Origin of the sequence: Candidatus Poriferisodalis sp., assembly GCF_965215815.1 — a bacterium.
Taxonomy (GTDB): Bacteria; Actinomycetota; Acidimicrobiia; order Acidimicrobiales; family Poriferisodalaceae; genus Poriferisodalis.
This window is the reverse complement of the sequence record NZ_CBDCEO010000013.1, coordinates 95135-120147: the sequence shown is the minus strand read 5'-3', so window position 1 is coordinate 120147 and position 25013 is coordinate 95135. Positions and strand designations below refer to the sequence as shown.

The following is a 25013-nucleotide window of genomic DNA, read 5'->3' as shown; positions in this document are numbered from 1 at the left end:
CATGTCAGGGCCCGCTTCGGACACGCTGCGCTTGGGCCTGTTGCGCTGCGACGATCCCGTGGGTGAGCTGAGATCCATCTGCGGCACATATTCGGAAATGTTCGCCGACGTGATTGCGCGGGTGGACCCGAGCGTCGAGATGGACACCTTCAGCCTTCCCGATGGCGAGTGGCCCGACGACCTCGACGCCTACGACGGCTGGATGACCACGGGCACGCGAGCTTCCGTCTACGACGACGTGCCCTGGATCACCCAGTTCGCCGATTTCGTGCGGCAGCTGCACGCTGAGCGTCGCAAGATGTTCGGCGTCTGTTTCGGTCACCAGATGATCGCCCACGCGCTCGGTGGCACGGTGCAGCGGGCGCCGCATGGCTGGACGGTCGGCGCGAACGTCTGGAAGATTCATGAGCACCGCGAGTGGATGGATCCGCAATCGGACGAGATCCGCCTCATCCACAGCCATCAAGACCAGGTGGTGTCACTGCCCCAAGGTGGCGTCGTGTTGGCAGGCGCTGACCGATGCCCGATCGCGATGCTGGCGGTAGGGGATCACCTGGTCGGCTTGCAGGGTCATCCCGAATTCCAGCCCGAATTCGTCGCCCCGCTCTATGAGAGCCGCACCGATTTGCTGGGCGCCGAGGTCGTCGCCGAGGCCAAGACCAGCCTCGCCTCGCCGTGCAACCAGGAGCTCGCCGCAGGCTGGATGCTTCATTTCTTCGCCGGTCAACCGGACGCTGCCAGTGGTGACGGCACAAGCACTCGGCCGGGCACGGCGGCGAACGAGCGGCCCTGAGGACACATGCTGGCGGAACTTCCTGACGATTCCATCGAGATCGACCTGGACGACTTCGGCTTGTTCGACCCCGCCGTGCAGCAGTGCCCGCACGCCTACTACGCCCAGATGCGCTCGTCAGCGCCGGTCTTTGCTGTCGGCGCCGGTAGGCCTCCGCTGTACCTCATCACGAGGTACGACGACGTGCTGGAGGTGGTGCGGGACCACGAGACGTTCTCGTCCCGATTCGATGTTGGCGGGAGGGCCAACTCTGAGCTCGCACGGCGCACCAAGGAGCTCTATGAAGCCGAAGGCGGCTACGACCGCGTCGGCACGATGCTCACGGTGGACCCTCCCGAACACACCCGGTTCCGCCGCCTCGTCGCCAAGGCGTTCACGCCCAAGGTCATCAACGACCTTGAGCCAACGGTGCGTGAGATCACGACGAGGCTTGTCGATGAGATGCTCGCCGCGGCCGCCGACGGCAACCCGGTCGACTTCGTGGAGGCGTTCGCGGTACCGCTGCCGGTGGCGGTCATCGCCCGAGCGCTCAACGTTCCCGATGACCGTCTGGCCGACTTCAAGCGTTGGAGCGATGCATCCATCGCCGGGATCGGCACGAACATCTCCATTGAGGAACGCTTGGATGCCGAGCGAGAGGTGATCGAGTTCCAGAAGTACTTCGCCGCACAGCTCGAACGGCGTCGGACCGAGCCCGCCGACGACCTCCTGACGAACCTGCTGAACGCCCGCATCGACCGCGATGGCGACGAGGGTGACGGCATCGGTCGGGGCGGCGAAGCCGTATCGACAGCGCCGCTGGAGATGTCAGAGATGCTGAGCATCATCCAGCAGCTGCTGGTCGCCGGCAATGAGACCACCACCAAGATGCTCACCGAGATGATGCGGTTGCTGGGGGAGCACCCCACCGAGTGGGATGCGCTGCGAGCAGACGCGTCGCGAGCGAAGGCCGTCGTCGAAGAGACGCTGCGAATGTCGACACCGACGCAGGGGATGTTCCGCGTCGTGACGAGAGACACTCAGGTGGCCGGCGTCGACCTCCTTGCCGGCACTCACATCGTGGTGATGTTCACCTCGGCGAACCGTGACGAATCGGCGTTCGACGACGCTGGGTCGTTCCGCCCGATGCGCGAGGGCGTGACGAACCACCTCGCGTTCGGCCGCGGCATCCATTTCTGTCTGGGAGCCGCATTGGCGCGCCTGGTAGGGCGCGTCGCTGCCGAGGAACTGTCGAGGAGCCTGGCGTCGGTGAAGATCTCAGGTTCGAACGACTTCGAGTACCACCCAAGCTTCTTGCTGAGGGGATTGAAGCGGCTCGATGTCGAGCTGCAGCCTGCCTGAGCGGTTGCCTCGCTACGTCGTGGGCATCCAGCCGGGACGCGTCGTCTCGTAGCTGTCGATGTCGGCCGCGCTGCGCATCGTGATGCCGATGTCGTCGAGGCCCTCCAAGAAGCGTTCCCGGGTGGCGTCGTCCATCGGGAACGATTCCTCGATACCCGCAGCAGGGGCGCTGAGCAAGAGCCGCTCCACGTCGACGGTCACGATCAGGTTCGGGTCTTCGTCGACGGCGGCACGCAGGCGTGCTGCGGCCTCCTCGGACACCTGCACCGGCACGAGACCGTTCTTGGTGGAGTTGTTGCGGAAGATGTCCCCGAAGCGGGGCGAGACCACCGCAACGAATCCGTAGTCCATGAGCGCCCACACGGCGTGCTCCCGTGATGAGCCAGTGCCGAAGTTGGAACCAGCCACCAGCACCGTGGCGCCGGCGAAGCGCTCGTCGTTCAGCACAAAGTTGCGCTCGTCGCGCCACTCGCTGAACAATCCCTTACCGAAGCCGGTGCGTTCGACCCGCTTCAACCAGTCGCTGGGGATGATCTGGTCGGTGTCCACGTCGGAGCGATCGAGCGGCACTGCGCGCCCCTCGTGCACTCGTACTGGCTCCATGCCGTTCCCTTTCTGTCGAGCGTGTTGAGTCTGTCGAACCTGACCGTGCGGGTCTCAGCAGCCGTTCAGGCCAGATCGTCGGGGGTCACAAAGCGCCCGGCGATCGCCGTGGCGGCGGCCACCTCGGGCGAGCACAGGTGCGTCCGGCCGCCCCGCCCCTGCCGACCCTCGAAGTTGCGATTCGACGTCGACGCCGAGCGCTCGCCGGGCGCGAGCTTGTCGGGGTTCATCGCCAGGCACATAGAGCAGCCGGGTTCGCGCCAGTCGAATCCAGCCTCAGTGAAGATCGCGTCGAGCCCTTCGGCCTCGGCCTGCCTCTTGACGGCGAACGAGCCGGGCACCACCAGCGTCCGGACGCCGTCGGCCACCTTGCGTCCCCGTGCGACTGCTGCAGCAGCTCGCAGGTCTTCGATGCGCGAATTGGTGCAGCTGCCGATGAAAACCGTGTCGACATGTACGTCGGACAGCCGCACACCAGCCTCAAGTCCCATGTAGTCAAGCGCTCGCTGCGCAGTCGCGGCATCTACGGGGTCGTCGAAGTCACTCGGTCCGGGAACCGTCGCATCGATGGGAATGACGTGAGCAGGGTTCGTGCCCCAGGTGACGTGGGGCCGCAACTCGGACGCGTCCATCAGCACCGACTTGTCGAACGTCGCACCCTCGTCGGTGGCCAGCGAGCGCCAGTCTGCGACCGCGGTGTCCCAATCGGCGCCCGATGGCGCCCCGGGTCGGCCTCGCAGGTACTCGAAAGTGGTGTCATCGGGCGCTATCAGGCCGGCCTTGGCGCCGGCCTCGATGGACATGTTGCACACCGTCATCCGACCCTCCATCGAGAGCGCGCGGATGGCTTCGCCGTGGTACTCGATGACGTGCCCGATGCCGCCGCCGGTGCCGATCCGTCCGATGATCGCGAGCACGATGTCCTTGCCGGTCACACCCGCAGGCGCGGCACCCTCGACCCGTACTTCCATGGTGGCGGGACGCGTCTGTGGCAGTGTCTGGCTGGCCAGCACATGCTCGACTTCGGAGGTTCCGATACCGAAGGCCAGGGCGCCAAAGGCCCCGTGCGTCGAAGTGTGGCTGTCGCCGCACACCACCGTCATGCCCGGCAGCGTCAGGCCGCGTTCGGGGCCGATGACGTGGACGATGCCCTGGCCCGGGTCGCCCATCGGGTACAGCGTGATGCCGAATTCGTCGCAGTTGGTCCGCAGTACCTCGACCTGTCTGGCAGAGATCGGATCGGCGATCGGCAGGTGGAGATCTGCAGTCGGGACGTTGTGGTCCTCGGTCGCCACGGTGAGGTCCGGGCGTCGCACAGTGCGGCCTGAAGTCCGCAGGCCTTCGAATGCCTGCGGCGAGGTCACCTCATGCACGAGGTGAAGATCGATATAGAGGAGATCGGGCTGGCCGCCGCCGGTGCGAACGACGTGGCGGTCCCAAACCTTCTCGCTGAGCGTGCGCGGCCCCGCCGCTGCGGCGTATGTCACGGTGTCAGTGTGCGTCTGTGGCGCTACTGGTTCCAACCTGTTGTGCGCGACGCACGTGCGGGCGGGCACATCCGTTGTGCCAAAGTCGTGAAACTTTGTCGTTGGCGGCTTATCCGCATCACGCGTACGCCACGTCATACGAACCGACCTGCGTGTCAATGTTCTGCGGTGGCTGTGAGCGGACGTCGATTATGACGATGTCGATGCTCAGTGTGTTTCCGCGGGCGGGACGGCAGCAGTCGTGAAGAACGAACGTCCGCGTCCTGCCCCGCCGCCGATTTGGCATCCCGTGGCCCCTGGCCCAAGGAAACGGCGACCACAGCCGCGACCGGTCCCAGCGCCGATCGACGTTCAGCCGCCAGTCGCAGCGGCACCAGCACTGGCCACAGCGGTGCGGGAATGCAGCAGTCCCTTTTGGAGCCACCTCAACCCCACGGTGTTGGTGCGGCCCGACTGGCATCGATGCGACTCACTGCAACACAGAGCGAACAGTCTGGCGATCCTCGCCGCCATCTATCTCGGTGGATCCGTGGCGATGACAATCATCTCCGAGGCCGTGCTGGTCCTCGGTGATCTGGGGAGTCGTTTCACAGCGATCGATGCAGAATTGCCATTGCTCCTGTGGGCTGTGCTGCTCTTTGTCCATGCACCGCTCGGCGAGGAAGCGATGTGCAGATGGCCGACTGCGCAACGGCCTCGGACGTTCCTCCTGCTTCCCGGCATCTACGTCGCTGTCGCCGGCTTGACGGGATTCGGCGGCCCCAATCTCAACTACGGCGTTCGGCTGCTCGTTGATTTCGTCGCAGTTGCGGTGGGTCTCGGACTTCATCTGCTGAGCGAACGCGTCAGTGTTCTGGGTGCGGTTGAACGCTTCGGCGACCGGCTGTGGCTGCGGTGGCCGGCTCTGCCGGTTTGGTTCTTGATTGCTTGTTTCGGTCTGGCGCACCTTGGGCGTTTCGAGATCGAATGGACCGGAGCGACGATTCCAGCAATCCGTTCGTCGTGCTTCCGTGGCTGTGGTTCGGGGCGCTGGTGAGCATCACCCGAATCCGCTTCGGATGGTGGTCCGCGGTCGTGCTCCACGTCGTGATCAACCTGTTGGTCGTGCTCCTGCAACTGACCGTAGGGTTCGTAACGCTGCTGTGAGCTGACAAGACCCCCGCCCGAGTGGCAGAGGACCCGGTGCCGCGGTGCTCCGCGATCAGGCCTCGATGGCGACGATCTCGATGCTCAGCTGGTTGCCATTCGCTTCATAGGTGACCGTCTGGCCGGCCTGCGCACCCTCGAGTGCCTGGCCCATCGGCGAACCCGGCGAGACGACATCGATGCCCTGTCGGCGCTCCTCGATCGAACCGAAGAGGAACTGCTCGACTTCATCGTCGCCCTCGAACCGGATAGTTACGACCAGACCCGGTGCTACAGCGCTGTCGTCGAACCCATCGACGATCTCGCAGTTCTGCAAGATCGACTTCAGCCGCATGATGCGGCCTTCCATCTTCCCCTGTTCCTCTTTGGCAGCGTGGTAGTCACCGTTCTCGGACAGGTCTCCGAGCAGCCGGGCCGTTTCGATCTGCGTCGCGATGTCGATGCGACCTCGACCCGTCAAATCGGTGAACTCGGCCTGCAGCCGATCATGGGTCTCCGCTGAGATGTGATGGATCTCGGGCACCTGCGCGAGGTTACCGAGGGCTTCTCAGGGCACACTCACCATCGTGCTTGCGCCGCAGGGCGTCCCCGAGGCGTTGACGGCAGGCTTGCCAGCACGATCCGGCAAAGGACACCACAGTGACTCATCGCATCGCAGTCATCGGAGGAGACGGAATCGGACCCGAGGTGATCTCGGTCGCGCTCGATGTGATTGCCGCTGCCGGCGCCGGCATCTCGACGACCGAGTTCGAGTTGGGCGGTCACCGCTACCTGCGGGATGGCACGGTGCTCGACGACGAGACCCTTGAAGAGTTGCGCACCTTCGACGCCATCCTGCTCGGCGCCGTCGGCACGCCGGAAGTCCCGCCGGGCGTCATTGAGCGCGGCCTGCTGCTCAAGGCCCGCTTCGAGCTGGATCTGTACGTGAACCTGCGCCCGTTCACCCTGCCCGACGGCCACAGCTTCACCGTGATCCGCGAGAACACCGAGGGCACCTATGCGGGCGAGGGCGGGTTCCTGCGCAAGGGCACGCCCCATGAGATCGCCACACAGGGCTCGGTCAACACCCGCATGGGAGCCGAGCGCGCCATTCGATACGCCTTCGAGCTGGCGCGCACCCGCCAACGCCGTCATCTGACGTTGGTCCACAAGACCAACGTGCTGACGTTCTCGGGCGACCTGTGGGAGCGCACCTTCAACGAGGTCGCCGCCGAGTACCCCGACGTGGCGACCGCGTACAACCACGTAGACGCCGCCTGCATCCACTTCGTGGAAGATCCGCACCGCTACGAGGTGGTCGTCACTGACAACCTGTTCGGCGACATCCTCACTGATCTCGGCGGCGCCGTGGCGGGTGGCATCGGGCTTGCGGCCTCGGCCAACCTCAACCCGGCCCGAACGGGCCCGTCGCTCTTCGAGCCGGTGCACGGATCGGCACCCGACATCGCCGGCAAGGGTCTTGCGAATCCGACTGCGGCAGTTCTCTCGGCCGTGCTCATGCTCGAGTTCCTGGGAGAGGCAGACTGCGCAGATCGGGTTCGGGCGGCGTGCGACGCCGTGGTTGCCGATGAATCCGTGCCCGACATCGGCACCGACGAGATTGCCAAGGCGATCCTGGCCGGTGTCGAGGAGGGATGACGCCTGACATGAGTTCGAACCGAACAGACGGCGCGGTCCGTGAGCCAGGCTCGGCGGCACCGCTCGACCGGGCCGGAGTGCGCGACCCGTCGTGGCCCTCCAAGGTCGAGATCTTCGACACCACGCTCCGCGACGGGGTGCAGTTCGAAGGCATCTCGGTATCGCCCGACGACAAGCTCAAGGTGGCCCGCCAGCTCGATGCATTGGGCATTCACTGGATCGAGGGTGGTTGGCCCGGCTCAAATCCCAAAGATGAGGAGTTCTTCGCCCGAGCAGCCACCGAGCTGGAACTGGAGCATGCGACATTGGTGGCATTCGGCTCGACTCGAAGGCCCCGCGGCCGTGTCGACGACGACCAGACTCTGGCTGCGCTCGTTGGGGCCCGAACCTCCACCGTGTGCATCGTGGGCAAGTCATGGGACTACCACGTCACTGAAGCTCTCCGGCAGCCGCTCAGCGAAGGCGTTGCCATGGTCGGCGACTCGGTGGAGTTCTTGAAGGGGGAGGGGCTGCGCGTCTTCTTCGACGCGGAACACTTCTTCGACGGCTACAAGCGGAATCCCGAGTTCGCTCTGTCGGTGCTGGAGGCAGCGGCGGTCAACGGTGCCGACTGCCTGGTGCTGTGTGACACCAACGGTGGTTCGCTGCCGCATGAGGTCTCCACGATTGTGCGCGATGTCGTCCAACACTTCGAAGGCGTCCAGATCGGTATGCACACTCAGAACGACACCGGCTGCGCGGTAGCCAACGCCGTCGCGGGTGTCGTCGGCGGTGCAACGCACGTGCAGGGCACCGTCAACGGCTACGGCGAGCGCACGGGCAACTGCGACAACACGGTGCTCGTGCCGAATCTCACGCTCAAGATGGGCATCGAGACCGTGCCGCAGGAGTGCTTGACCCGCTTCACATCGGTGGCGCACCACGTGGCCGAATTGATGAACATGCCTCCTCAGAATCAGCAGCCCTACGTCGGGGCTTCGGCATTTGCTCACAAGGCGGGCCTGCACACGAGTGCCATTGCTCGCCGACCCGACAGCTACGAGCACGTCGACCCCGCCGCTGTCGGCAACCGCACCCGGTTCCTTCTCGGGGACCTGTCGGGGAGGGCGTCGGTGGAATTGAAGGCAGGCGAGCTTGGCATCGAGATCGACAAGGCGGCGATGTCGGATGTCGTGGACGAGCTGAAGCGGCTCGAGCACGCCGGCTACCACTTCGAGGTCGCCGACGCCTCGTTGGAGATGCTGTTGCGTCGGGCCGCTGGGCAGACGTTCGAATACTTCAGCGTTGAATCGTTCAAGGTGCTCGTTGAGCGGGGCCGCGAGGCCGAATTCGATACGGAGGCGACGCTGCGCATCATTGTGGGCGGCGAGCGTCGGGTGACCGTTGGCGAGGGTGACGGCCCGGTGAATGCCCTCGACAACGCCTTCCGACAGGCGGTGCGCAACGACTACCCGGAGCTCGATTCGGTACGCCTGACCGACTTCAAGGTCCGTGTGCTGGACGCCGACCGCGGCACTGAAGCGGTCACACGGGTGCTCATCGACTCCACCGACGGCGAGACGACGTGGACAACCATCGGCGTTTCGGAGAACATCATCGAGGCGTCGTGGCTGGCTCTGCGCGACTCGCTCATCTATGCCCTGATGCGCCACCGCCAGGGTGACGGTGCGAGCGGGTAGCGGTCGAGTCGCCAGGTGCTGACCACGGTTGCTCCCGCCGTCACTTCCTAGACTGCGCGGCAATGGCTGCGCCACGCTACGTCCGGGTCGGACCGCTTTGCGAGGTCCGCGCGTACTCATCGCCAGAGGTGACGCCCCGACGCTGGAAGGCCGCACGTCCCGGCGACCTTGCTGCTGGCCAGCCCACGGGGGCGTTGCGGGGACATCAGGGGCCCGACCAGGGTTACGCGTACGGGCTGGTTCACCTGTTCGACGACCGGGTGTACCTCGCCGACGGCGAGGACCGTCGCGACGTGGACACCGGTTGTGTGGCGGTGGCGCTCAAGCGCGCCTCGATCTTCGGGCGAGCGCCCGTCGTGTGGGACCTCGAGGCGGGGTATCTGGCCTTTGGTTACCTCGACCAGCACCCCCCGGCGGCGTTGGTTGCGCGTCGCGAGGCACTCTTCGAGGGTGCTGGGGACGCACACCACTACAACCACGTGCGCAAGCTGGTCGCCTGCGTCCCGACAGACGTGCTCGCCCTGACGCCAGCAGAGATCAGGCGTCGCTACGAATCGGATGCCCTCGGCTTGACGCGAGATCCAGATGCGTGAGCGCAGTGCCCGGGCGGGCACTCAACGAACCGACAACGCTGGCCACCACGACACCGACTGAGAAACTCATGGCCCAGATGACGAACGCCCAGACCACCACTCCACCCACCAGCTCGACCATGCCGATGCAAACCGACCGCGAGCTGTTGCGGTTGCACCGCCGGGCGTGCACCGATTTCGCCGCACGGATGCGGCTGCCTGCGTGGGAGCACATTCCTATGCCACTGGCACCGCCGCTGGGCGATTACACGGTGGCTGACCTGCTGGCCCGCGCAGCAGATGGGAATCTGGTAGCCGCGGCGCAGATGAGCGGCCAGCCAGCGCCGCCGCCGGTGCAGCTCCCCACGCCTGCTGCGGGGAGCGGGTTCGGTTTCGGCACTCGCAGCGCCGATCGTCCCGATCCGACGCAGCCGATCATCGAGAGTGTCCGCACGGTGCTCGCGGTAGCAGCCGGCCTCAATGCCGGTGCTGGATTCAGCCCCCGGTTGCGCGAGCTGCTGTGGACGCGAGTCGTGGAGCTGACGATTCTGGGTTACGACCTGCAGCAAGCAATCAGCGCCGGCGCCGGGCTCGATGAGCTGCTGGTGGACCGGGTGCTCGCAGCAGCACCCAGCGTGCGGGTCTGGCCGGGCCTTGAGGTGCTCCCCATCGACCTGTCCACGCCGCCGCTGCAGCGCCTGCTCGCGATGGCCGGCAGGCCGGTGGGCCGTTGGGTCGATTCGAGCGACCCGAACTGCAGCACCGGCCAGTGCTGAGCGGCGCCTCGAGCGCTCGCGGCTCACGTCTTCGGGCGAGCACGTGTCTGCGGTGAGCACACCAGCAGCCGGCATGTCTGCGCCCGCGCGCCCCCGGCTGCGATTCGCGCCCGCGCCCACAGGGCTGCCGCATCTGGGCACAGCTCGTACGGCGTTGTTCAACTGGCTCTACGCCCGTCACTGCGGCGGCGAAATGGTGCTGCGCATCGAAGACACGAACGCCGAACTCGCAACTACCGCTCACATCAACCAGATCCTTGAGATGCTTGACTGGCTGGGACTGGATTTCGATGGCGAGCCGGTCTTCCAGAGCGAGCGCGGCGCCCTCTATGACGCTGCCGTGGCGCGCTGGCTCGACGCAGGGCAGGCCTACCTCGATGAGGGTGCGGTCCGGTTCTCGGTTCCCGATGACGGGGTGACGGCCTTTGACGACATCGTGCGAGGTCGCGTCGAGTTCCCGAACGCTTCGATCGAGGATTTCGTCGTCGCCCGCAGCGACGGCAGCGCGACGTTCTTCGTCGCCAACGCCGTGGACGACCTCGATCTGGGCATCACGCATGTGGTGCGAGGCGAGGACCTGCTGAACACGACACCGAGGGTGCTTCTGCTGCGAGCTGCGCTGGGCGCGACCGATGTGCCGACATTCGCCCACCTGCCGCTCATCGTCAACAAGCAGCGAAAGAAGCTCTCGAAGCGACGCGACGACGTGTCGCTCACGAGCTATCGCGACCGGGGCGTGTTGCCGGCGGCCATGGTGAACTACCTCGCGCTGCTGGGCTGGGGCCCGCCCGATGGAACCGAGGTGCGGCCGCTCGCCGAGATCGTCGAGTTGTTCGATCTTGCCGACGTGAATGCGGCACCGGCCATGTTCGACATGGACAAGCTCACTGCGATCAACGGCGAGTACCTGCGTTCGCTCGACGATGCCGACTTCGCTGCTGCGATCGGGCCGTGGGTGCTCGCCGAGCCCTGGGGAACTCATCTTGACGCAGCGACATTGAGCGACGTTTCCCCGTTGATCCGCGAGCGCACGCGTCTGCTGTCCGACGCTCCCGACCGTATTGCGTTCCTCTTCGCCGAACCCGAGATCGATCCCGAAGACTGGGCTGCTGCGATGGCTCCGCCGGCAGGCGACATCCTCGACCGCGCGCGTGCTGCATTCTCTGAGGCCGACTGGAATGCCGAGACATTGCATGCTGCGCTGCGGGAAATTGGCGAGGAATTCGACCTGAAGCTGGGCAAGGCGCAGGCACCAGTGCGCGTTGCCATCACGGGCCGCGCGGTGGGTCCTCCGTTGTTCGAATCGCTCGCCCTTCTCGGTCGAGACGTCACGCTCGCGCGTCTCACCGCAGCGCAAGCGAGGCTCGCACGCTGAGCCCATCCACGAAGAAAACCCTGGGCTGCGCAATTTGCCGCAGCGCTAGCCTGTGTGCGCTTTCGGGGATGGTGTAATTGGCAACACAACTGGTTCTGGTCCAGTCATTGGGGGTTCGAGTCCTCCTCCCCGAACTAGGAAACTGCGGGCACACCTCGGCAGCCGGGCACTCGTCACGACGGGCGCACAGCGGCGTTCCCGACCCGTTCCCGACCCAATTTGCACTTGTTGCACGTTGGTGGCTTAACATCACCCGCTGGCTCGGCCCGCCTCGGGGCTCCATACGGAAACTCACGAAGCTGAGCCGACCTGATAACTTGCCTGCGGCCGGTCTCCTGATCGGCTCGGACCGGAGGGGGTTCAGCGCGTGGCGTTGCTCGAAGTCTCAGACATCTCCGTGCAGTTCGGCGGCATCCGCGCGCTCGACGATTTGTCCTTCATTCTGGACGAAGGACAGATCCTCGGACTCATCGGACCGAACGGCGCCGGCAAGACCACCCTGTTCAACGTGGTCAGCCGGATCTACGACCCGACGACCGGCTCTGTGACGTTCGACGGGCATGACCTGCTGGCAATGCCGGCGCACCGGATCAGCCGTGTCGGTCTGTACCGGACATTCCAGAACTTGGCACTGTGGCGCGGCATGACGGTGATAGAGAACGTGATGGTCGGTGATCACACGAACACCAAGGCCAATTTCTTCACTGCTGCATTCCGCCTCGGCACCCGCAGCGAAGAGAACAATCTGCGTCGGCGAGCCTGGGATGTGCTTGAGGAACTCGGCCTCGAGGAGTACGCCTATCACCCCGCCGCCGGCCTGCCCTTCGGCACGCTCAAGCGCATCGAGCTGGCCCGAGCACTGATCTCCAATCCGCGTCTCATCATGCTGGACGAGCCTGCATCAGGACTCACCCACCAAGAAGTCGACTTGCTCGCCCAAGACATCAAGGACATTCGCGACCGGCATAACCTGTCGGTCCTACTTGTCGAGCACCACATGCGCATGGTGCTCAACATCAGCGAGCACCTCGTCGTGCTCAACTTCGGCCGCAAGATCGCTGACGGTCACCCCGATGTCGTGCGCAACGACCCGGAGGTCATCGAGGCGTACCTGGGGAGTTCTTCATGACAGAGATGATGCTGAAGGTCGAGGACCTCCATGCGCGTTACGGCGCGGTGGAGGTGCTACGCGGCCTCAATTTCGAGGTGCCTGACGGCAACGTTGTCGTGATCCTCGGAGCCAACGGTGCGGGCAAGACGACAACGCTGCGCGCGGTGTGCAACATGTGCACGACGTCCGGCACGATCTTGATGGAAGGCGACGACATCTCGCGGTCCAACACGTCCGACATCGTGCGGCGAGGCGTAGCGCACGTGCCGCAAGGTCGAGGCACGTTCCCCGAGCTGTCCGTCTTGGACAACCTGAAGATTGGCGCCTACACCCGCAGGGACAAAGAGGTCAACGTCGACATCGATCGTTGGTTCGAGATATTCCCCCGGCTGGAAGAGCGACGCGAGCAGCTCGCCGGCTCGCTCTCCGGCGGCGAGCAGCAGATGTTGGCGGTGGCCCGGGCACTGATGTGCCGGCCGAGGCTGCTGCTGCTCGATGAGCCATCGCTGGGCTTGGCTCCGCTCATCATCGAGGACCTGTTCGAGCGTTTCGCCCAGTTGAACAAGGAGACCGGATTGACGATGCTCCTCGTCGAGCAGAACGCCAACCTGGCCTTGGACATGGCCGACTACGGCTACGTGATCGAGAGCGGCGAGATCGCTCTGCATGGAATCGCCGAACAGCTCAAGAACGATCCTGCAGTGCAGGAAGCGTACTTGGGCGCCTGACGCGAAGGGACTGGATCAGACCGTGAACTGGAACTTCGACATTCTCCCGGACTTCATCTTCAACGGCCTTCGCGATGGCGCCGTCTACGGCGCGGTAGCGCTGGCGCTGGTGCTGATCTTCAAGGCGACGACGCTGATCAACTTCGCCACCGGCGAGCTGGCGATGCTCGGCGCGTTCTTTGTGTACGTGCTCAACATCGAGCGGGGCTGGTGGCTGTGGCTGTCGATCCTGGTGGCGATGCTCGTGAGCGCAGTTATCGGTGCCGCAGTTGAGCGAGCGCTCATTAGACCCTTCGACCCCGACGACCACCTTCCGGTGGTGCTCATCACGCTGGGCTTGTTCTTGATCATTAACGCCGTAGCGGGCGATATCTGGAACTACCAGGTGCGCCGTGTGAACGATCCGTTTGGCGCATTCCCGAGCTGGGTGCCCAACGGCAGCGAACTCAAGACGACAAGCGACGGGATGATCTCTTGCGCCCCCAATTCCGAAGGCGTGCTGCGAGAGGTTGCTGCGGGCACGGTCGACGCGGAGACCTGCGACATGGTCGGCCGGACATTCTGGGAAGTGATCGGCGCTCGCCTGCACTACCGCACGATCGGCACGTGGGTCGCCCTGGCGCTGGCGCTAGTCGCCCTCGCCATCATCCTGGGCAAGACCAAGGCTGGGCTTGCGTTCCGGGCGGTGTCGTCCAACGCCGAGTCTGCCCGGCTCGTGGGTGTCAACACCGGCCGCACGCTGGGCTTCGGCTGGGCGTTGGCATCGGTGTTCGGCACGCTCGGTGCGGCACTCGTCGCACCCGCGCTGGGCGGTGTCAACCCCAACATGATGCTGACCATCCTGATCTACGCATTGGCTGCCGCAGCACTCGGCGGGCTTGACAGCCTCGGCGGCGCAGTGATCGGTGGCCTAGCGGTCGGGCTCATCAAGGCGGTGCTGGTCTCGTGGTTCGGCGTCGTGGTGATGGGCCAGGCCTATTTCTCGATCTTGCAGCTGGCAATGGCATTCCTGCTGATCTTGATCGTGCTGTTGTTCCGTCCCGCGGGGCTCTTCGGAACCCGCCGTATCGAGCGCGTCTAGCTCAACGACCCAAGGGGAGTTGCTGAGGTATGAGTTCACCACTGCTCATCGTTTCCAAGGGGAGCACGCAGCATCGCCAATGGCAGTTCCTGAGCTGGGGCTACGCCATCGCGTTGGCGGTCCTCGTGCCGCTGGTGCTGCAGCCATTCGAGATCGGCAAGATGAACCGCGCACTCGTGCTGATGGTTGCAGTTCTTGCCGTCAACCTGGTCGTCGGGTTCAACGGCATGCTCGCCTTGGGCCACTCGGCGTTCATGGGCATCGGCGCGTTCGTCGCGGCCTCGATGGTCCAAGACGAGCTCTGGGACTACTGGATGATCATCCCGGTCGTCCTGGTCGTCGGATTTGCCATCGGGGTGGTCGTCGGTCTGCCGGCACTCCGCGTGAGAGGTCTATATCTCGCGTTGGTCACCATCGCGCAGGCAGCCGTGTTCCCAACTCTCGTCAACATCGACGAATTGGGCATCGCACGCCGCACCGGTGGACCGAACGGGCGAGATGTCGCCGAGGAAGTCGACCGGCAAGAGTCCGGCTTCTCCAGCTTCTTCGAGTGGCTGCCGGGTGTCGACGGCGCTCGCGGTGCCAATGCGTATCGCTACTGGATCCTGCTGGCGATCGTCGCGATGGCGCTGATGCTGGTCCGCAACATCATGCGAAGCCGGCCCGGCAGAGCAGTCCTTGCCATTCGTGACAACGAATCCGGTGCTGCTGTGTACGGCGTGAACTTGCCGATGTACAAGACCGTGAACTTCGCACTGAGCGCCTCGCTCGGTTCGCTGGCGGGCCTCATGTGGTGCTTGGACAAGGGCTTCGTGGCTGGTCAGGACTTCACATTCCTGCTCGCAATTGACCTGATCATCGGCTTGGTGATCGGCGGTGTCGGCACCCTGCAAGGATCAGTGTTCGGCGGCCTGTTCGTTGTGTGGGTGCGAGACCTCACCAAGCGCATTTCGATCCCGCTGGGCTTCTACACACTTGATGGCGATGGCCCGCTGTCGGCAGCCATCTTCGGCCTGATCCTTATCCTGTTCACGTTCTTCGCTCCTGGGGGCATTGCCTCCATGGTTACAGCGGTCCAGAAGAAGATCATCCAGATTGTTCCGCTGACACCGGATGGCGATCCCATCGCATCGCTTGATGATCTGGATCCAGGGCCGTCGTCAACCCGGGCGACATGGGCGCTTCGGCTCGCTGTGATGGGCCCGGTGTTGCTGGTCATCGGCTGGGTGCTGATGAACGTCGACAACCTCATTCTCGGCACGCTGGCCTTTGCGCTTCGATTCGGCATCGTCGTGCTCGCACCGATCGTCGTATTTGTTTCGATGAACGAGCTTCGAGCGGCCAAGTCCGGCCGACGTGGCGAGAACGCAGATGCAGTGATCTCGCAAGCCACCACTGCCGGGGTGATCGGCGTGCTGAGCTTTGCGTACGTCCAGACCTTTGCCTTGAACATCGCGCTGCGAGCCCACCACGTCGGGCACCTTGCTCGAGAGGCTGTGGCGGTCAATCCTGACGGCAGGACGATCTCCGCAATTCCTCTTGTCAACGAGGCCCGGAAGTCGAAGGACTTCGTGGGCACGGCTGGCGATTTCTGCGCCACCTTCCCGGAAGGCGAGATCAGCTCGATGTCGGTCCCGGAGCTTTGCGAGATCGCACGGCCCGCCGTCGACGCTTCAGAGACACCGGTTGGCTTCTGGCTGATCGGGTGGCCGACGCAGAGCATGCTTAGTTTGGTGTTGAGCGTCATCTCCGTTGTGGTGCTGATCGTCGTCGGCCTGCGGTATTTCGTCTTCGCCGAGTCCAAGTCTGAGTCTGCCCCCGCCCCCGAACCTGAAGACGTCGGCGCCTCGGCGTAGCAACAGTTCAGCGGCGAACCTCACGCCGCCGCTGGGTTGCTGGGCTTGGTGGGGATCGCCGTCGGGTGACCCCGCGCCGGGCTGTTTCTCCGAGCAGTGGCCTGTCGGGCCATGGGCCAGGTGTCAGCAAGGGCGTCGAGTCAGGTGACAGCCAAAAGCCGAGGAAGGCTGAGCAGCTGAGATGGATTTAGCTCTGCTGCTGCAGCGAATCTTCGACGCCCTGTTCAACAGCGCCATCTACTCCTCACTGGCGTTGGCGCTGGTCATCATTTTCCGGTCCACCGGACTGTTGAACTTCGCCCAGGGCGAGATGGCCACCTTCTCGGCCTATGTCGCCTTCGTCCTGCTCGCCGGGGCGGCACCCGGTGTCACGGGGGGCGGGCTGGCGTCGTGGATCGGGGCGCCGCTGGCTACACCGTTGGCGATCGGCGGCGCTGTCATCATCGGCACCGCGGCCGGAGCTGCGACCGAGCGCGTGCTCATACGCCCCTTGAGAAACGCACCTGAGCTAGCGCTCGTGAACGTCACCATTGGCATCCTGCTGGCACTGAACTCGCTGATGGGGCAATGGTGGGGAACCGGGCCGCGCCTTTTCCCGCCGTTCTTCCCATCCGCCCCCGAGGACCACTTCGGCATTGGCGGGGCCCGGCTTCGATTCTCAACGGTCGGAGCGTGGCTCGTGCTGCTCGTACTGCTGGCACTGCTGGCCTTGCTCTTGCGGCACACGCGCGCTGGCCTCGCGTTCCGGGCAGTCTCGATTGATCCAGAGTCGGCTTCGCTGAATGGGATTCGTGTGGGACCCACGCTGATGTATGGCTGGGCGCTGGCGGCAGGCCTCGGAGCCATCGCGGCGAATATGAGCGCCAATTCCGTGTTGCTCGAGCCCACGATGATGGTTCGGGTGCTGGTGTACGCCTTTGCGGCCGCCACCCTCGGAGGGTTGGACTCGCCGAAGGGGGCGCTGATCGGCGGCGTGGTCATCGGTCTGAGTCAGACGCTCATCCCCGCCTATGTCCCGTTCATCGGCTTCGAGCTGAGCGTGCTGCCTGCAATGGTCGCGATGGTGGTCGTGCTCATTGTGCGGCCGGCCGGCTTGTTCGGCACTCCGCAGATTGAGCGGGTGTGAGCGGCGACGGGTGGCCGACTCCGTTGCCTCGCCCAGGCGACGACGATGAGGTCTCGGGAGCCGATGCCAGCGTCTTCGCAGTGTTTGCCCCACCGGGGGAGGCGGAGCCGGAGGCGACCGGCACGTCCGAAACCGAACATGGGCAACCGGGGCCCCCCACCGCCGGTGTTGCAGCGGAGAAACTCCCCCCGGACCCATCGCAAGCGCTCCCGAGGAGTCGGCGCATCAGCCCGCTCAGCTGGATCGGCGCCCTGCTGGCAGGTGCGTGGCTGGTGGTGATGCCGCTGACGAGCACGGTGACCGAAATGCGGCAGAACACTCAGATCGTGGTCATGGTCCTCGCGGTGCTGGGCGTGAATATCGCCACGGGTTATGGCGGCATGATCAGTCTGGGCCATGGGGTTTTCGTGGCTGTCGGCTCGTTCGCAGCGGCATATGCCGTTGACGACTTGGGATTGCCGTGGATCCTCTCAATCCTGGCGGGGGCCGTTGTTGCAGGCTTAGTCGGTGCGTTGGTCGGCCTCCCGGCCCTGCGCATCAAGGGCATCCACCTCGCGCTGGTGACCCTCGGGCTTGCCATCGTGTTCCAGCCGCTCGCCAAGCGCGTTCCCGCATTCTCGGGTGGTGTCAGTGGCCGGGCGGTGGGCGCCGAATTGGTGCCACCGGCGTGGTTCGGCACCAGTCGCTGGGCCGAGGGGCTGTATCGCTACCTGATCTGCTTGGCGATCGTGGCATTGGCGATGTGGGTGACGCACAACATCATCAACAGTCGGCCGGGTCGGGCGATGCGTGCAATTCGGGACAACGACACGGCCGCGGCTGTGTACGGCGTCAAACTGGTGGCCACCAGGGTCAACACGTTTGCGATGAGTGCGTCCCTGGCTGGCCTCGCAGGTGCCCTTGGCGTCGTGCTCGTGCCGTTCACCTCGCAGGAGTCGTATCCGTTCCAGGAGTCGCTGGTCTTGTACGCCACTGCCGTGCTCGGCGGGCTGGGCTCGCTGTGGGGCTCAGTGCTCGGCGTTGCCATCCGGGAGGTCTTCTCGAGGATCGGCGAACTCGTCAGCGGCGTGAGCGGGCTCGGTCCACTCAGCGAATTCCTGAGCCTGCTCGATGAGGAACAGTTCGTGTTCGGTGTGCTGCTGGTGGCGCTGACGTTCATCTTCCCTCGGGGCCTTGTCGGGATGTTCACGCGACGCCGCGGAGCGCAGGCTCCCAGTTCTTCCAGTAAGCGAACGCGCGCCTGAGATCGTCGCGGGATTGACACAACCCAACTCGGCATCGCCTCAGACGGGTAAAATAGCGCCGGCGCGCCGGCCCGCACTTCTCAAATGGCGGAGCCAGCGAGACGGAGACCGAGACCACCGCTGCGGCAAGCGATGCCGAGGCGATGGAAGAGGAGGAGATGATGATCGATCGCTCCACCCTCGAAGGCATCTTCGACGAGGCCGCCGCACGTCGCGCCAAGACCGTCGCCGAGCTGACCGAGCAGATTGAGGCCGGGGAGTACGGCGTCGGTGACGACGGCATGCTGCGTGGCCCTGCAGGCTTCCAGATCGACATGAGCTCGTGTCCCGACGACTGGTCGGACACCACGGGCATTACCGATTCTCAGGTCCGCATCGGTCATACCACGGCTCAGTCGGGCAACCTCGCTGCGTACGGCAACATCGCCTACGGCTGGGAGAACTACTTCAACTGGATCAACGAGAACGACCCGATTCTCGTCAGCGGCTCGCCGCGCGATCTCGTGCTGGTCGTCAAGGACGACGGCTACGTGGCTGCGCAGACGATCGAGTTCGTGGACGAGCTGATCGAGGCCGAGAACATCTTCTCCATCCTGACACTGGGCTCACCGAACACCTTGGCGGTGTACGACAAGATCAACGAGGAGTGCATACCGCAGCCATTCGTGATGACCGGTCACCCCGCTTGGGGCGACCCGGTGAACCACCCGTGGACGACCGGCCTGCAGATGTCGTACTCGACCGAGTCGATCCTGTGGGGCGCTTGGATCAAGGAGAACCTGGCTGATCTGCTGGCGGTCTAGACCCGGCGGTGTCGCTGTACGCCACCGGCTACATGTTCGGCTACCCCTACGGCGAGGCATTGCGAGTTGCGGCTGACCTGCCCGGCGGGCAGCAGCTCGCCGGCTCTTGCGCGTCCTGTCACAGGATCGCGAATTCGAAATCGTTGCAGAATTGACATGACCGACCCAGTAACCGGCACAACCCCGAGAACTAACGTCGCTCTCTAACCGGTTGGGGTTTCTGTACGATTCCGTTTCCGGTTTGTTTTTTGTAACCGAAGGGGGAAACAAGATGACCAAGCGTCGAATGTGGCGTTTGCTGGCCCTGCTATTCGCGTTCTCGCTTGTCGCTGCTGCGTGCGGCGGCGGCGATGACGACGCGGATGATGGCGGAGCCGGCGAGACAGAGACCGAAACCACCGCCGCGGCAAGCGAAGACGAGGCGATGGAAGAGGAGATGGAAGAGGACGAAGACGAGGGTGCCACTGGTGCTCTCGGCGGCGCCGCTGCCGAGGAGGACATCGAGGCGGCTGTTGCCGGCGAGACCGAAGAAGAGGAGATGACCGAAGAGGAGATGGCCGAAGAGGAGATGGCCGAGGAGGAGATGATGTTTGATCGCTCCACCCTCGAAGGCATCTTCGACGAGGCCGCTGCTCGCCGCGCCAAGGCTGTTGCAACGCTGACCGAGAAGATCGAGGCCGGTGAGTACGGCGTCGGCGACGACGGCATCCTGCGCGGCCCTGCAGACTTCGAGATCGATATGAGCTCGTGCCCCGACGACTGGTCGGACACCACGGGCATCACCGATTCTCAGGTCCGCATCGGTCATACCACGGCTCAGTCGGGCAACCTCGCTGCGTACGGCAACATCGCCCACGGCTGGGAGAACTACTTCAACTGGATCAACGAGAACGACCCGATCATGGTCGGCGGCTCGGCACGTGACCTGACGCTGATCGTCAAGGACGACGCCTACGTGGCCGCGCAGACGATCGAGTTCGTGGATGAGCTGATCGAGGCGGAGAACGTGTTCTCGATCCTGACGCTGGGCTCGCCGAACACCTTGGCGGTGTACGACAAGATCAACGAGGAGTGCATCCCGCACCCGTTCGTGATGACCGGCCACCCGGCTTGGGGCGACCCGGTCAACCACCCGTGGACCACCATCATGCAGATGTCGTACTCGACCGAGTCGATCCTGTGGGGCGCTTGGATCAAGGAGAACCTGGGGGATCTGCTGCCGGTGAAGGTTGCGGGCCTCGTGATGGACAACGACTTCGGTTTGGCCTACGAGCTCGGCTTCGAGGAGTGGGCGCACGCCAACTCCGATGTGGTGAGCGAGTACCTGCCGGTGCGTCACGACCCGGCTGCGCCGACGCTGACCAACGAGATGACGACCATCTTGGCGTTCGAGCCTGATGTGTTCATTTCGATGACAGCGGGCAACCCGTGCTTGCTGGCCATCCAGGAAGCCGGTCAGAGCGGCCTGTACGACGACATCAACGCCAAGGGCGGCGCGCTGTTCACGCCGTCGGTGTGCAAGGGCATCGAGGCCTACATGAAGCCGGCTGGTGATTCCGCCGATAACTGGTGGATCATCGGCGGCGGGTCGAAGGACTCCACCGATCCGAAGTTCGTCGATGAGCCGTTCATGTCGTTCGTGAACGCCAACCTCGAGGCGGGTGGCTTGGACCCGGCGGTGTCGCTGTACGCCATCGGTTATACCTACGGCTATCCGTACGGCGAGGCGCTGCGCATTGCGGCTGATCTTCCGGGCGGTCTGAACCGAACGAACTTCATCCTGGCGGTGCGTTCGATCGACGTCTACCACCCGATGCTTCTCGACGGCATCGTCACCCAGCTCAACGGCAACGCTGATGCGTACTTCGTCGAGGGTTCGGACTTCAGCCAGTTCGACGCCACCGTGCAGACTTGGAACCAGGTCGGTGAAGTCGTGGACGTCAATGGCAAGTCCACGAACTGCGCTTGGGACAAGGACGATGGCGGTTGCCGATAGGCAACTGTCGCTGGGGGACTAGATGCGGCTGCATCTGAATCCCTAGCTGACCGAACGGTCAACGCAGAGGGCCGGCGGGCATCAGCCCGCCGGCCCTCTCGCGTCTGTGCGCGGTGTGCTGGCGCACCGTCGTGCTTGATCGGCCGAGTTCCAACCGTCACGATGCGGTCGCGCCGCGCAGATGCCGGTGGCGTGCAGAGCATGTCATTGTGCATGTCAAGATGAATATCGAAATAGAATACAAGTATGGCTACAGAGCAAATCGCAGTGCGACTGTCGACAACGCTGTTGGATGAACTGGACCAACTCGTCGACAGCGGTGCGTTCACGAGCCGCGCGGCCGCAGTGCGCGCCGGTGTGGAGGCGATAACGGTGCTCGAACGCCGTCGCCAGGTGGACCGATCGATAGTGGAGGGATACCGGCGGTGCCCTCCGACCGACGCTGAGGATCATGCAGCCCGAGCTGCCCTGATGGCCTCAATTCTCGAGGAACCCTGGTGACTCCACAGCGGGGCGAGATCTGGTGGGGCGAAATCGAGGCTGTCGGCAGACGTCCGTACCTCGTCTTGACACGCTCCGCGGCCGTAGAGGTGTTGAACAGTGTCCTTGCTGCACCGGTGACTCGCACTGTCCGCCGTATTCCGACAGAACTCCCGCTCGGCCCCTCCGACGGCATGCCGACAGAGTGCGCAGCGAGCTTCGACAATCTGACGGTCGTGCCGAAGGCTTGCCTCGTCGACAGGATCTGCAGACTCGGTGAGTATCGGCTTGTCGAGGCCTGCACAGCGTTACGACACGCAGTCGATTGTTGACCGTCGCATTGGACGTCAAGCGGATCTGGGTTGCCGCGCTTCTCCCGGAAGTGTTGCCCCTGTCGGGCGGTAACGTTTCGACTTGGACCAACCGGAGGCAGAGCGATGCGGCATGAATGAAATTCGCCGTCGCACCAAGCTCTCGGTCAGGGATACGGGATCGAAAAAAAAGAGCAAGGTAAATCGTCGGGTTGTGTGGTACGCGTCACCAGCAGGCGGTGCGTTGATTGTGTTTGTTTGGCTGCGTGCCAAGGGGACGCTGGCTGAGCAGATTGGATTTAGCGACGGTGCATTGGCCGTGATTCTATGCGCAAGTTTGCTGACGGTCGGCCTAATCTGGGAACTGTTTGCGCGACGACGTGGCGAGGAATGAAGGTTAGGTAGCGGTGAAGGATGTTGTGGTTCCGAAGCCGATGCGTCAGTCGCCGTCAACGATGGCTTTGGCGCCTTCGACGACGCGCTGCATGTTGGCTCGAAGGGTTTCCCGGCGCCGGTTCAGCACTCGTTGTTCCTTGGCAGGATCACGCAGCGCCATCGGCACGGTGCCGTTGTTCTCCTGGCCGATCAGCATCGAGAACCGAAGCCTGCTGCCCCCGCCCTGCTCGGCGAGGTCGAAACGCCACACCGCACCGGGATTCTCGGTGTCGGTCACCCGCCACTCGAACGTTGTGCGCTCCTCCCACGCAGTAACGATGCAGTCGGTCTCCCAGTCGAACACATCCGGAATGGAGTTGCGGCCCTTGAAGGTGGATCCGACGCCCAGCGGAGGGTCGGAAGTCCACTCGGCACCCAGGAACTCCTCGGAGAACTGCGCCGGCATATTGATGTCGGAGATAACCTCCCACACCGCTCGGGGTCGGGCATCGGTGTCGATCTCGGTGACGACGCCCTGGCCGTCGGCGACCCGCGCAGTGCCATCGGCACTGGGCTGGCGGCGAGTGAAGCCCCACTGGTCGAAGTAGGTGGTCTCGCTCGCCGGTCGCCGTGGCGCTGGCGAGAACTCGGTGCCCTTGGTGTAGGCCACCGGGAAGCACACGAGCGTGGTCAGGCCCGGCGGCATGCCCAGCAGCTCGGCTACCTCCTCGGACTTGTTGTTGAGCATTGTGGCGTAGGCGCTCCCGAGGCCTCGGGAGCGCAGGGCCAGATTGAAGCTCCATGCAGAAGGGATGGCACTGTCGAACAGTCCCGGCCGGCCGCTGTCGTCGTGGATGCCCCAGATCGCAAGCATGACCAGCGCCGGCGCCTTCGCATAGTTCTCGACGAGGTAGGCGCTGGAGCTGACGATGTGCTCCTTGGGGTGACCTGTGCCGTCGAGACGCCCGCGGGCGTTGATGAAGATGGTGCCGACTTCTGCGTACAGCTCCCCGAGCTGGTTCTTGAGCTCCTGGTCCCGGATCACGATCCAGCGGCGGCTCGCATCGTTGCCGCCAGTGGGCGCTTGTTCGGCGAGATCGATGCACTCGAAGATGATTTCGTCGCTGACCCAGCGGTCAAAGTCGAGCCGCTTGCGCACGGCCCGCGTGGTCGTGAGCAGACGGTCCACCTGATCGAGATCAAATCCAGCCTCTGAGATGCGTCGGTCTAAATCGAGATTCGGCATGGCGGTACGTTAGGTCGCGGTGGGCCAGCGGTGCCTTGACCACGATGCACCCCGCCACGGGGAGCCCGCTTCGGGGAGGGCGCAGTGCAGTTGACTGACGAGCAGCAGCAGATTCGCGACGTCGCGCGGAGCTTCGCCCAGCGCGAGATCGCCCCCTTCGCCGCAGCGTGGGATCGCGACGGGGGAGCGCCTCGGGAGCTGTACCGGCAGATGGCAGAGGTCGGCCTGATGGGCGTGATGATCGACCCGTGCTGGGGCGGCGCCGGCGCCGATTTCGTGTCGTATGCGCTGGCCATCGAGGAGATCTCTGCTGCTGACGGCGGGATCAGCAACATGATGGCGGCGAACAATTCCCCCGTTGCGGTAGCAATCGAGCAGGTCGGCACGGACCAGCAGCGGCGTGACTACCTCACCAAGCTCACCAGTGGGGAATGGCTGGGCTGCTTTCACCTCACCGAGCCGCACACCGGATCAGACGCAGCGGCGATCCGGACGCGGGCCACCCCAGACGGCGACGAGTACGTGCTGAACGGCCACAAGGCCTTCATCACAGCGGGTTCCACGGCTGATCTGGCGATGATTGTGGCAGTGACCGACCCGGCTGCCGGCAAACGGGGCATCACGACGTTCGTCACCCCGACCGACAATCCCGGCTACCAGGTGATCGCCACCGAGACCAAGCTCGGTCACCGCACCAATGACACCTGCCAAGTGGTCTTCGAGAACATGCGGGTGCCGGCCGCAGACGTGCTCGGCGAGCCCGGTCGCGGCCTCGGCATCGCGCTGGGAAACCTCTCGCTGGGTCGCATCGGCGTGGCTGCGCAAGCCACCGGCGGCGCGCGGGCCGCGCTGCGGGCCGCTTACGAGTACGCCCTGGAACGCGAAACCTTCGGACGTCCCATCATTGAGCACCAGGCCATCTCATTCACCCTGGCCGAGATGGCGACCCAGATCGAGGCTGCCCGGCAGCTGTACCTGCACGCAGCCCAGATGCGCGACCAGGGTCTCGACTGCGCCCGGGAGGCCTCTATGGCCAAGCTGTTCGCGTCGGAGATGGCCGAACGGGTGGCCTCGAAGGCCATCCAGATCCATGGCGGCTACGGGTACTTGGCCGACTACCCGGTCGAGAAGATCTACCGCGACGTGAGGGTGTACCAGATCTACGAAGGCACCTCTGAGGTTCAGAAGGTGCTGATCAGCCGCATGCTCGATGGCACCGACTGGTAGGCCGCTGCGACAGTTCCGG

The 25013-nt window shown here is 64.5% G+C and carries 24 protein-coding genes and 1 tRNA gene; 21 read left to right on the top strand and 4 right to left on the bottom strand.

Annotation, left to right across the window (positions count from 1 at the left end; genetic code table 11):
- Position 1 precedes the first annotated feature (1 nt).
- Positions 2-793 (top strand): glutamine amidotransferase-related protein, encoded by a 792-nt coding sequence (locus ACOOHB_RS10540; RefSeq protein ID WP_420444802.1) that lies wholly within the window; start codon positions 2-4, stop codon positions 791-793.
- Between the two features lie 6 nt (positions 794-799).
- Positions 800-2134: a cytochrome P450 gene (locus ACOOHB_RS10535; RefSeq protein ID WP_420444801.1), complete on the top strand. Its 1335-nt coding sequence runs from the start codon at positions 800-802 to the stop codon at positions 2132-2134.
- Between the two features lie 12 nt (positions 2135-2146).
- Here the strand turns inward: ACOOHB_RS10535 and leuD are convergent, their stop codons facing one another.
- Both leuD and leuC read right to left on the bottom strand, forming a co-directional pair.
- Positions 2147-2737 (bottom strand): 3-isopropylmalate dehydratase small subunit, encoded by a 591-nt coding sequence (gene leuD, locus ACOOHB_RS10530; protein WP_420444800.1) that lies wholly within the window; start codon positions 2735-2737, stop codon positions 2147-2149.
- 65 nt (positions 2738-2802) lie between these two features.
- Entirely contained in the window at positions 2803-4224 is a 1422-nt protein-coding gene (gene leuC / locus ACOOHB_RS10525; protein WP_420444799.1) for a 3-isopropylmalate dehydratase large subunit, read from the bottom strand.
- A 529-nt stretch (positions 4225-4753) separates the two neighbouring features.
- On the opposite strand from leuC, the gene ACOOHB_RS10520 reads away from it, so the two are divergent.
- Entirely contained in the window at positions 4754-5260 is a 507-nt protein-coding gene (locus tag ACOOHB_RS10520; protein WP_420444798.1) for a hypothetical protein, read from the top strand.
- A gap of 165 nt (positions 5261-5425) precedes the next feature.
- On the opposite strand, the gene ACOOHB_RS10515 is transcribed toward ACOOHB_RS10520, so the two are convergent.
- The gene (locus ACOOHB_RS10515) at positions 5426-5893 is read right to left on the bottom strand and encodes a GreA/GreB family elongation factor (RefSeq protein WP_420444797.1); all 468 of its coding nucleotides are present in this window, start codon (positions 5891-5893) and stop codon (positions 5426-5428) included.
- A 116-nt stretch (positions 5894-6009) separates the two neighbouring features.
- On the opposite strand from ACOOHB_RS10515, the gene ACOOHB_RS10510 reads away from it, so the two are divergent.
- The 17 genes from ACOOHB_RS10510 (at position 6010) to ACOOHB_RS10430 (ending at position 22540) form a co-directional block, all read left to right on the top strand.
- The gene (locus ACOOHB_RS10510) at positions 6010-7008 is read left to right on the top strand and encodes a 3-isopropylmalate dehydrogenase (protein WP_420444796.1); all 999 of its coding nucleotides are present in this window, start codon (positions 6010-6012) and stop codon (positions 7006-7008) included.
- 8 nt (positions 7009-7016) lie between these two features.
- Positions 7017-8687, top strand: a complete 1671-nt coding sequence (gene cimA, locus ACOOHB_RS10505; RefSeq protein ID WP_420444795.1) for a citramalate synthase — start codon at positions 7017-7019, stop codon at positions 8685-8687.
- Positions 8688-8749: 62 nt separating this feature from the next.
- Complete coding sequence (locus tag ACOOHB_RS10500; protein ID WP_420444794.1) at positions 8750-9280, top strand: hypothetical protein; 531 nt, start codon at positions 8750-8752, stop codon at positions 9278-9280.
- Positions 9277-10035 carry a hypothetical protein gene (locus tag ACOOHB_RS10495; protein ID WP_420444793.1) on the top strand — a complete coding sequence of 253 codons (759 nt, stop codon included), beginning with the start codon at positions 9277-9279 and terminating at the stop codon, positions 10033-10035. Before ACOOHB_RS10500 ends, ACOOHB_RS10495 begins: the two co-directional genes overlap by 4 nt.
- A gap of 73 nt (positions 10036-10108) precedes the next feature.
- On the top strand, positions 10109-11410 hold the full coding sequence (locus ACOOHB_RS10490; protein ID WP_420444792.1) for a glutamate--tRNA ligase: 1302 nt from the start codon (positions 10109-10111) through the stop codon (positions 11408-11410).
- A 62-nt stretch (positions 11411-11472) separates the two neighbouring features.
- Positions 11473-11544: transfer RNA gene (locus tag ACOOHB_RS10485), tRNA-Gln, on the top strand.
- A 233-nt stretch (positions 11545-11777) separates the two neighbouring features.
- The gene (locus ACOOHB_RS10480) at positions 11778-12539 is read left to right on the top strand and encodes an ABC transporter ATP-binding protein (protein ID WP_420444791.1); all 762 of its coding nucleotides are present in this window, start codon (positions 11778-11780) and stop codon (positions 12537-12539) included.
- Positions 12536-13249: an ABC transporter ATP-binding protein gene (locus ACOOHB_RS10475; RefSeq protein WP_420444790.1), complete on the top strand. Its 714-nt coding sequence runs from the start codon at positions 12536-12538 to the stop codon at positions 13247-13249. Before ACOOHB_RS10480 ends, ACOOHB_RS10475 begins: the two co-directional genes overlap by 4 nt.
- 22 nt (positions 13250-13271) lie before the next feature.
- Entirely contained in the window at positions 13272-14330 is a 1059-nt protein-coding gene (locus tag ACOOHB_RS10470; RefSeq protein WP_420444789.1) for a branched-chain amino acid ABC transporter permease, read from the top strand.
- A gap of 29 nt (positions 14331-14359) precedes the next feature.
- Positions 14360-16186, top strand: a complete 1827-nt coding sequence (locus ACOOHB_RS10465; RefSeq protein WP_420444788.1) for a branched-chain amino acid ABC transporter permease — start codon at positions 14360-14362, stop codon at positions 16184-16186.
- Positions 16187-16367: 181 nt separating this feature from the next.
- Positions 16368-17312 (top strand): branched-chain amino acid ABC transporter permease, encoded by a 945-nt coding sequence (locus tag ACOOHB_RS10460; protein WP_420444787.1) that lies wholly within the window; start codon positions 16368-16370, stop codon positions 17310-17312.
- Positions 17309-18556: a branched-chain amino acid ABC transporter permease gene (locus ACOOHB_RS10455; RefSeq protein WP_420444786.1), complete on the top strand. Its 1248-nt coding sequence runs from the start codon at positions 17309-17311 to the stop codon at positions 18554-18556. The genes ACOOHB_RS10460 and ACOOHB_RS10455 overlap by 4 nt, the downstream gene beginning before the upstream one ends.
- Before the next feature lie 161 nt (positions 18557-18717).
- Positions 18718-19359, top strand: coding sequence for an ABC transporter substrate-binding protein (locus tag ACOOHB_RS10450; protein ID WP_420444785.1), 642 nt, complete (start codon positions 18718-18720; stop codon positions 19357-19359).
- 271 nt (positions 19360-19630) lie between these two features.
- The gene (locus ACOOHB_RS10445; protein WP_420444784.1) at positions 19631-21355 is read left to right on the top strand and encodes an ABC transporter substrate-binding protein; all 1725 of its coding nucleotides are present in this window, start codon (positions 19631-19633) and stop codon (positions 21353-21355) included.
- Between the two features lie 246 nt (positions 21356-21601).
- Entirely contained in the window at positions 21602-21856 is a 255-nt protein-coding gene (locus ACOOHB_RS10440) for a hypothetical protein (protein WP_420444783.1), read from the top strand.
- On the top strand, positions 21853-22167 hold the full coding sequence (locus ACOOHB_RS10435; RefSeq protein ID WP_420444782.1) for a type II toxin-antitoxin system PemK/MazF family toxin: 315 nt from the start codon (positions 21853-21855) through the stop codon (positions 22165-22167). The genes ACOOHB_RS10440 and ACOOHB_RS10435 overlap by 4 nt, the downstream gene beginning before the upstream one ends.
- Before the next feature lie 82 nt (positions 22168-22249).
- A complete protein-coding gene (locus ACOOHB_RS10430; protein ID WP_420444781.1) occupies positions 22250-22540 on the top strand; it encodes a hypothetical protein in 291 nt (96 codons plus the stop codon).
- Positions 22541-22585: 45 nt separating this feature from the next.
- Here the strand turns inward: ACOOHB_RS10430 and ACOOHB_RS10425 are convergent, their stop codons facing one another.
- Positions 22586-23767, bottom strand: coding sequence for a nitroreductase family protein (locus ACOOHB_RS10425; protein WP_420444780.1), 1182 nt, complete (start codon positions 23765-23767; stop codon positions 22586-22588).
- An 84-nt stretch (positions 23768-23851) separates the two neighbouring features.
- Between ACOOHB_RS10425 and ACOOHB_RS10420 the strand changes: the two genes are divergently transcribed.
- Entirely contained in the window at positions 23852-24994 is a 1143-nt protein-coding gene (locus ACOOHB_RS10420; RefSeq protein WP_420444779.1) for an acyl-CoA dehydrogenase family protein, read from the top strand.
- Positions 24995-25013: the final 19 nt, after the last annotated feature.

Excerpts from the sequence above, each read along its gene's own strand:
- ACOOHB_RS10465 (WP_420444788.1), top strand. The coding sequence starts at position 14,360 with ATGAGTTCACCACTGCTCATCGTTTCCAAGGGGAGCACGCAGCATCGC.
- ACOOHB_RS10500 (WP_420444794.1), top strand. The coding sequence starts at position 8,750 with ATGGCTGCGCCACGCTACGTCCGGGTCGGACCGCTTTGCGAGGTCCGC.
- cimA (WP_420444795.1), top strand. The coding sequence starts at position 7,017 with ATGAGTTCGAACCGAACAGACGGCGCGGTCCGTGAGCCAGGCTCGGCG.
- ACOOHB_RS10440 (WP_420444783.1), top strand. The coding sequence starts at position 21,602 with ATGGCTACAGAGCAAATCGCAGTGCGACTGTCGACAACGCTGTTGGAT.
- ACOOHB_RS10460 (WP_420444787.1), top strand. The coding sequence starts at position 16,368 with ATGGATTTAGCTCTGCTGCTGCAGCGAATCTTCGACGCCCTGTTCAAC.
- ACOOHB_RS10490 (WP_420444792.1), top strand. The coding sequence starts at position 10,109 with ATGTCTGCGCCCGCGCGCCCCCGGCTGCGATTCGCGCCCGCGCCCACA.
- leuD (WP_420444800.1), bottom strand. The coding sequence starts at position 2,737 with ATGGAGCCAGTACGAGTGCACGAGGGGCGCGCAGTGCCGCTCGATCGC.
- ACOOHB_RS10475 (WP_420444790.1), top strand. The coding sequence starts at position 12,536 with ATGACAGAGATGATGCTGAAGGTCGAGGACCTCCATGCGCGTTACGGC.
- ACOOHB_RS10450 (WP_420444785.1), top strand. The coding sequence starts at position 18,718 with ATGATCGATCGCTCCACCCTCGAAGGCATCTTCGACGAGGCCGCCGCA.
- ACOOHB_RS10535 (WP_420444801.1), top strand. The coding sequence starts at position 800 with ATGCTGGCGGAACTTCCTGACGATTCCATCGAGATCGACCTGGACGAC.
- ACOOHB_RS10425 (WP_420444780.1), bottom strand. The coding sequence starts at position 23,767 with ATGCCGAATCTCGATTTAGACCGACGCATCTCAGAGGCTGGATTTGAT.
- ACOOHB_RS10540 (WP_420444802.1), top strand. The coding sequence starts at position 2 with ATGTCAGGGCCCGCTTCGGACACGCTGCGCTTGGGCCTGTTGCGCTGC.
- ACOOHB_RS10445 (WP_420444784.1), top strand. The coding sequence starts at position 19,631 with ATGACCAAGCGTCGAATGTGGCGTTTGCTGGCCCTGCTATTCGCGTTC.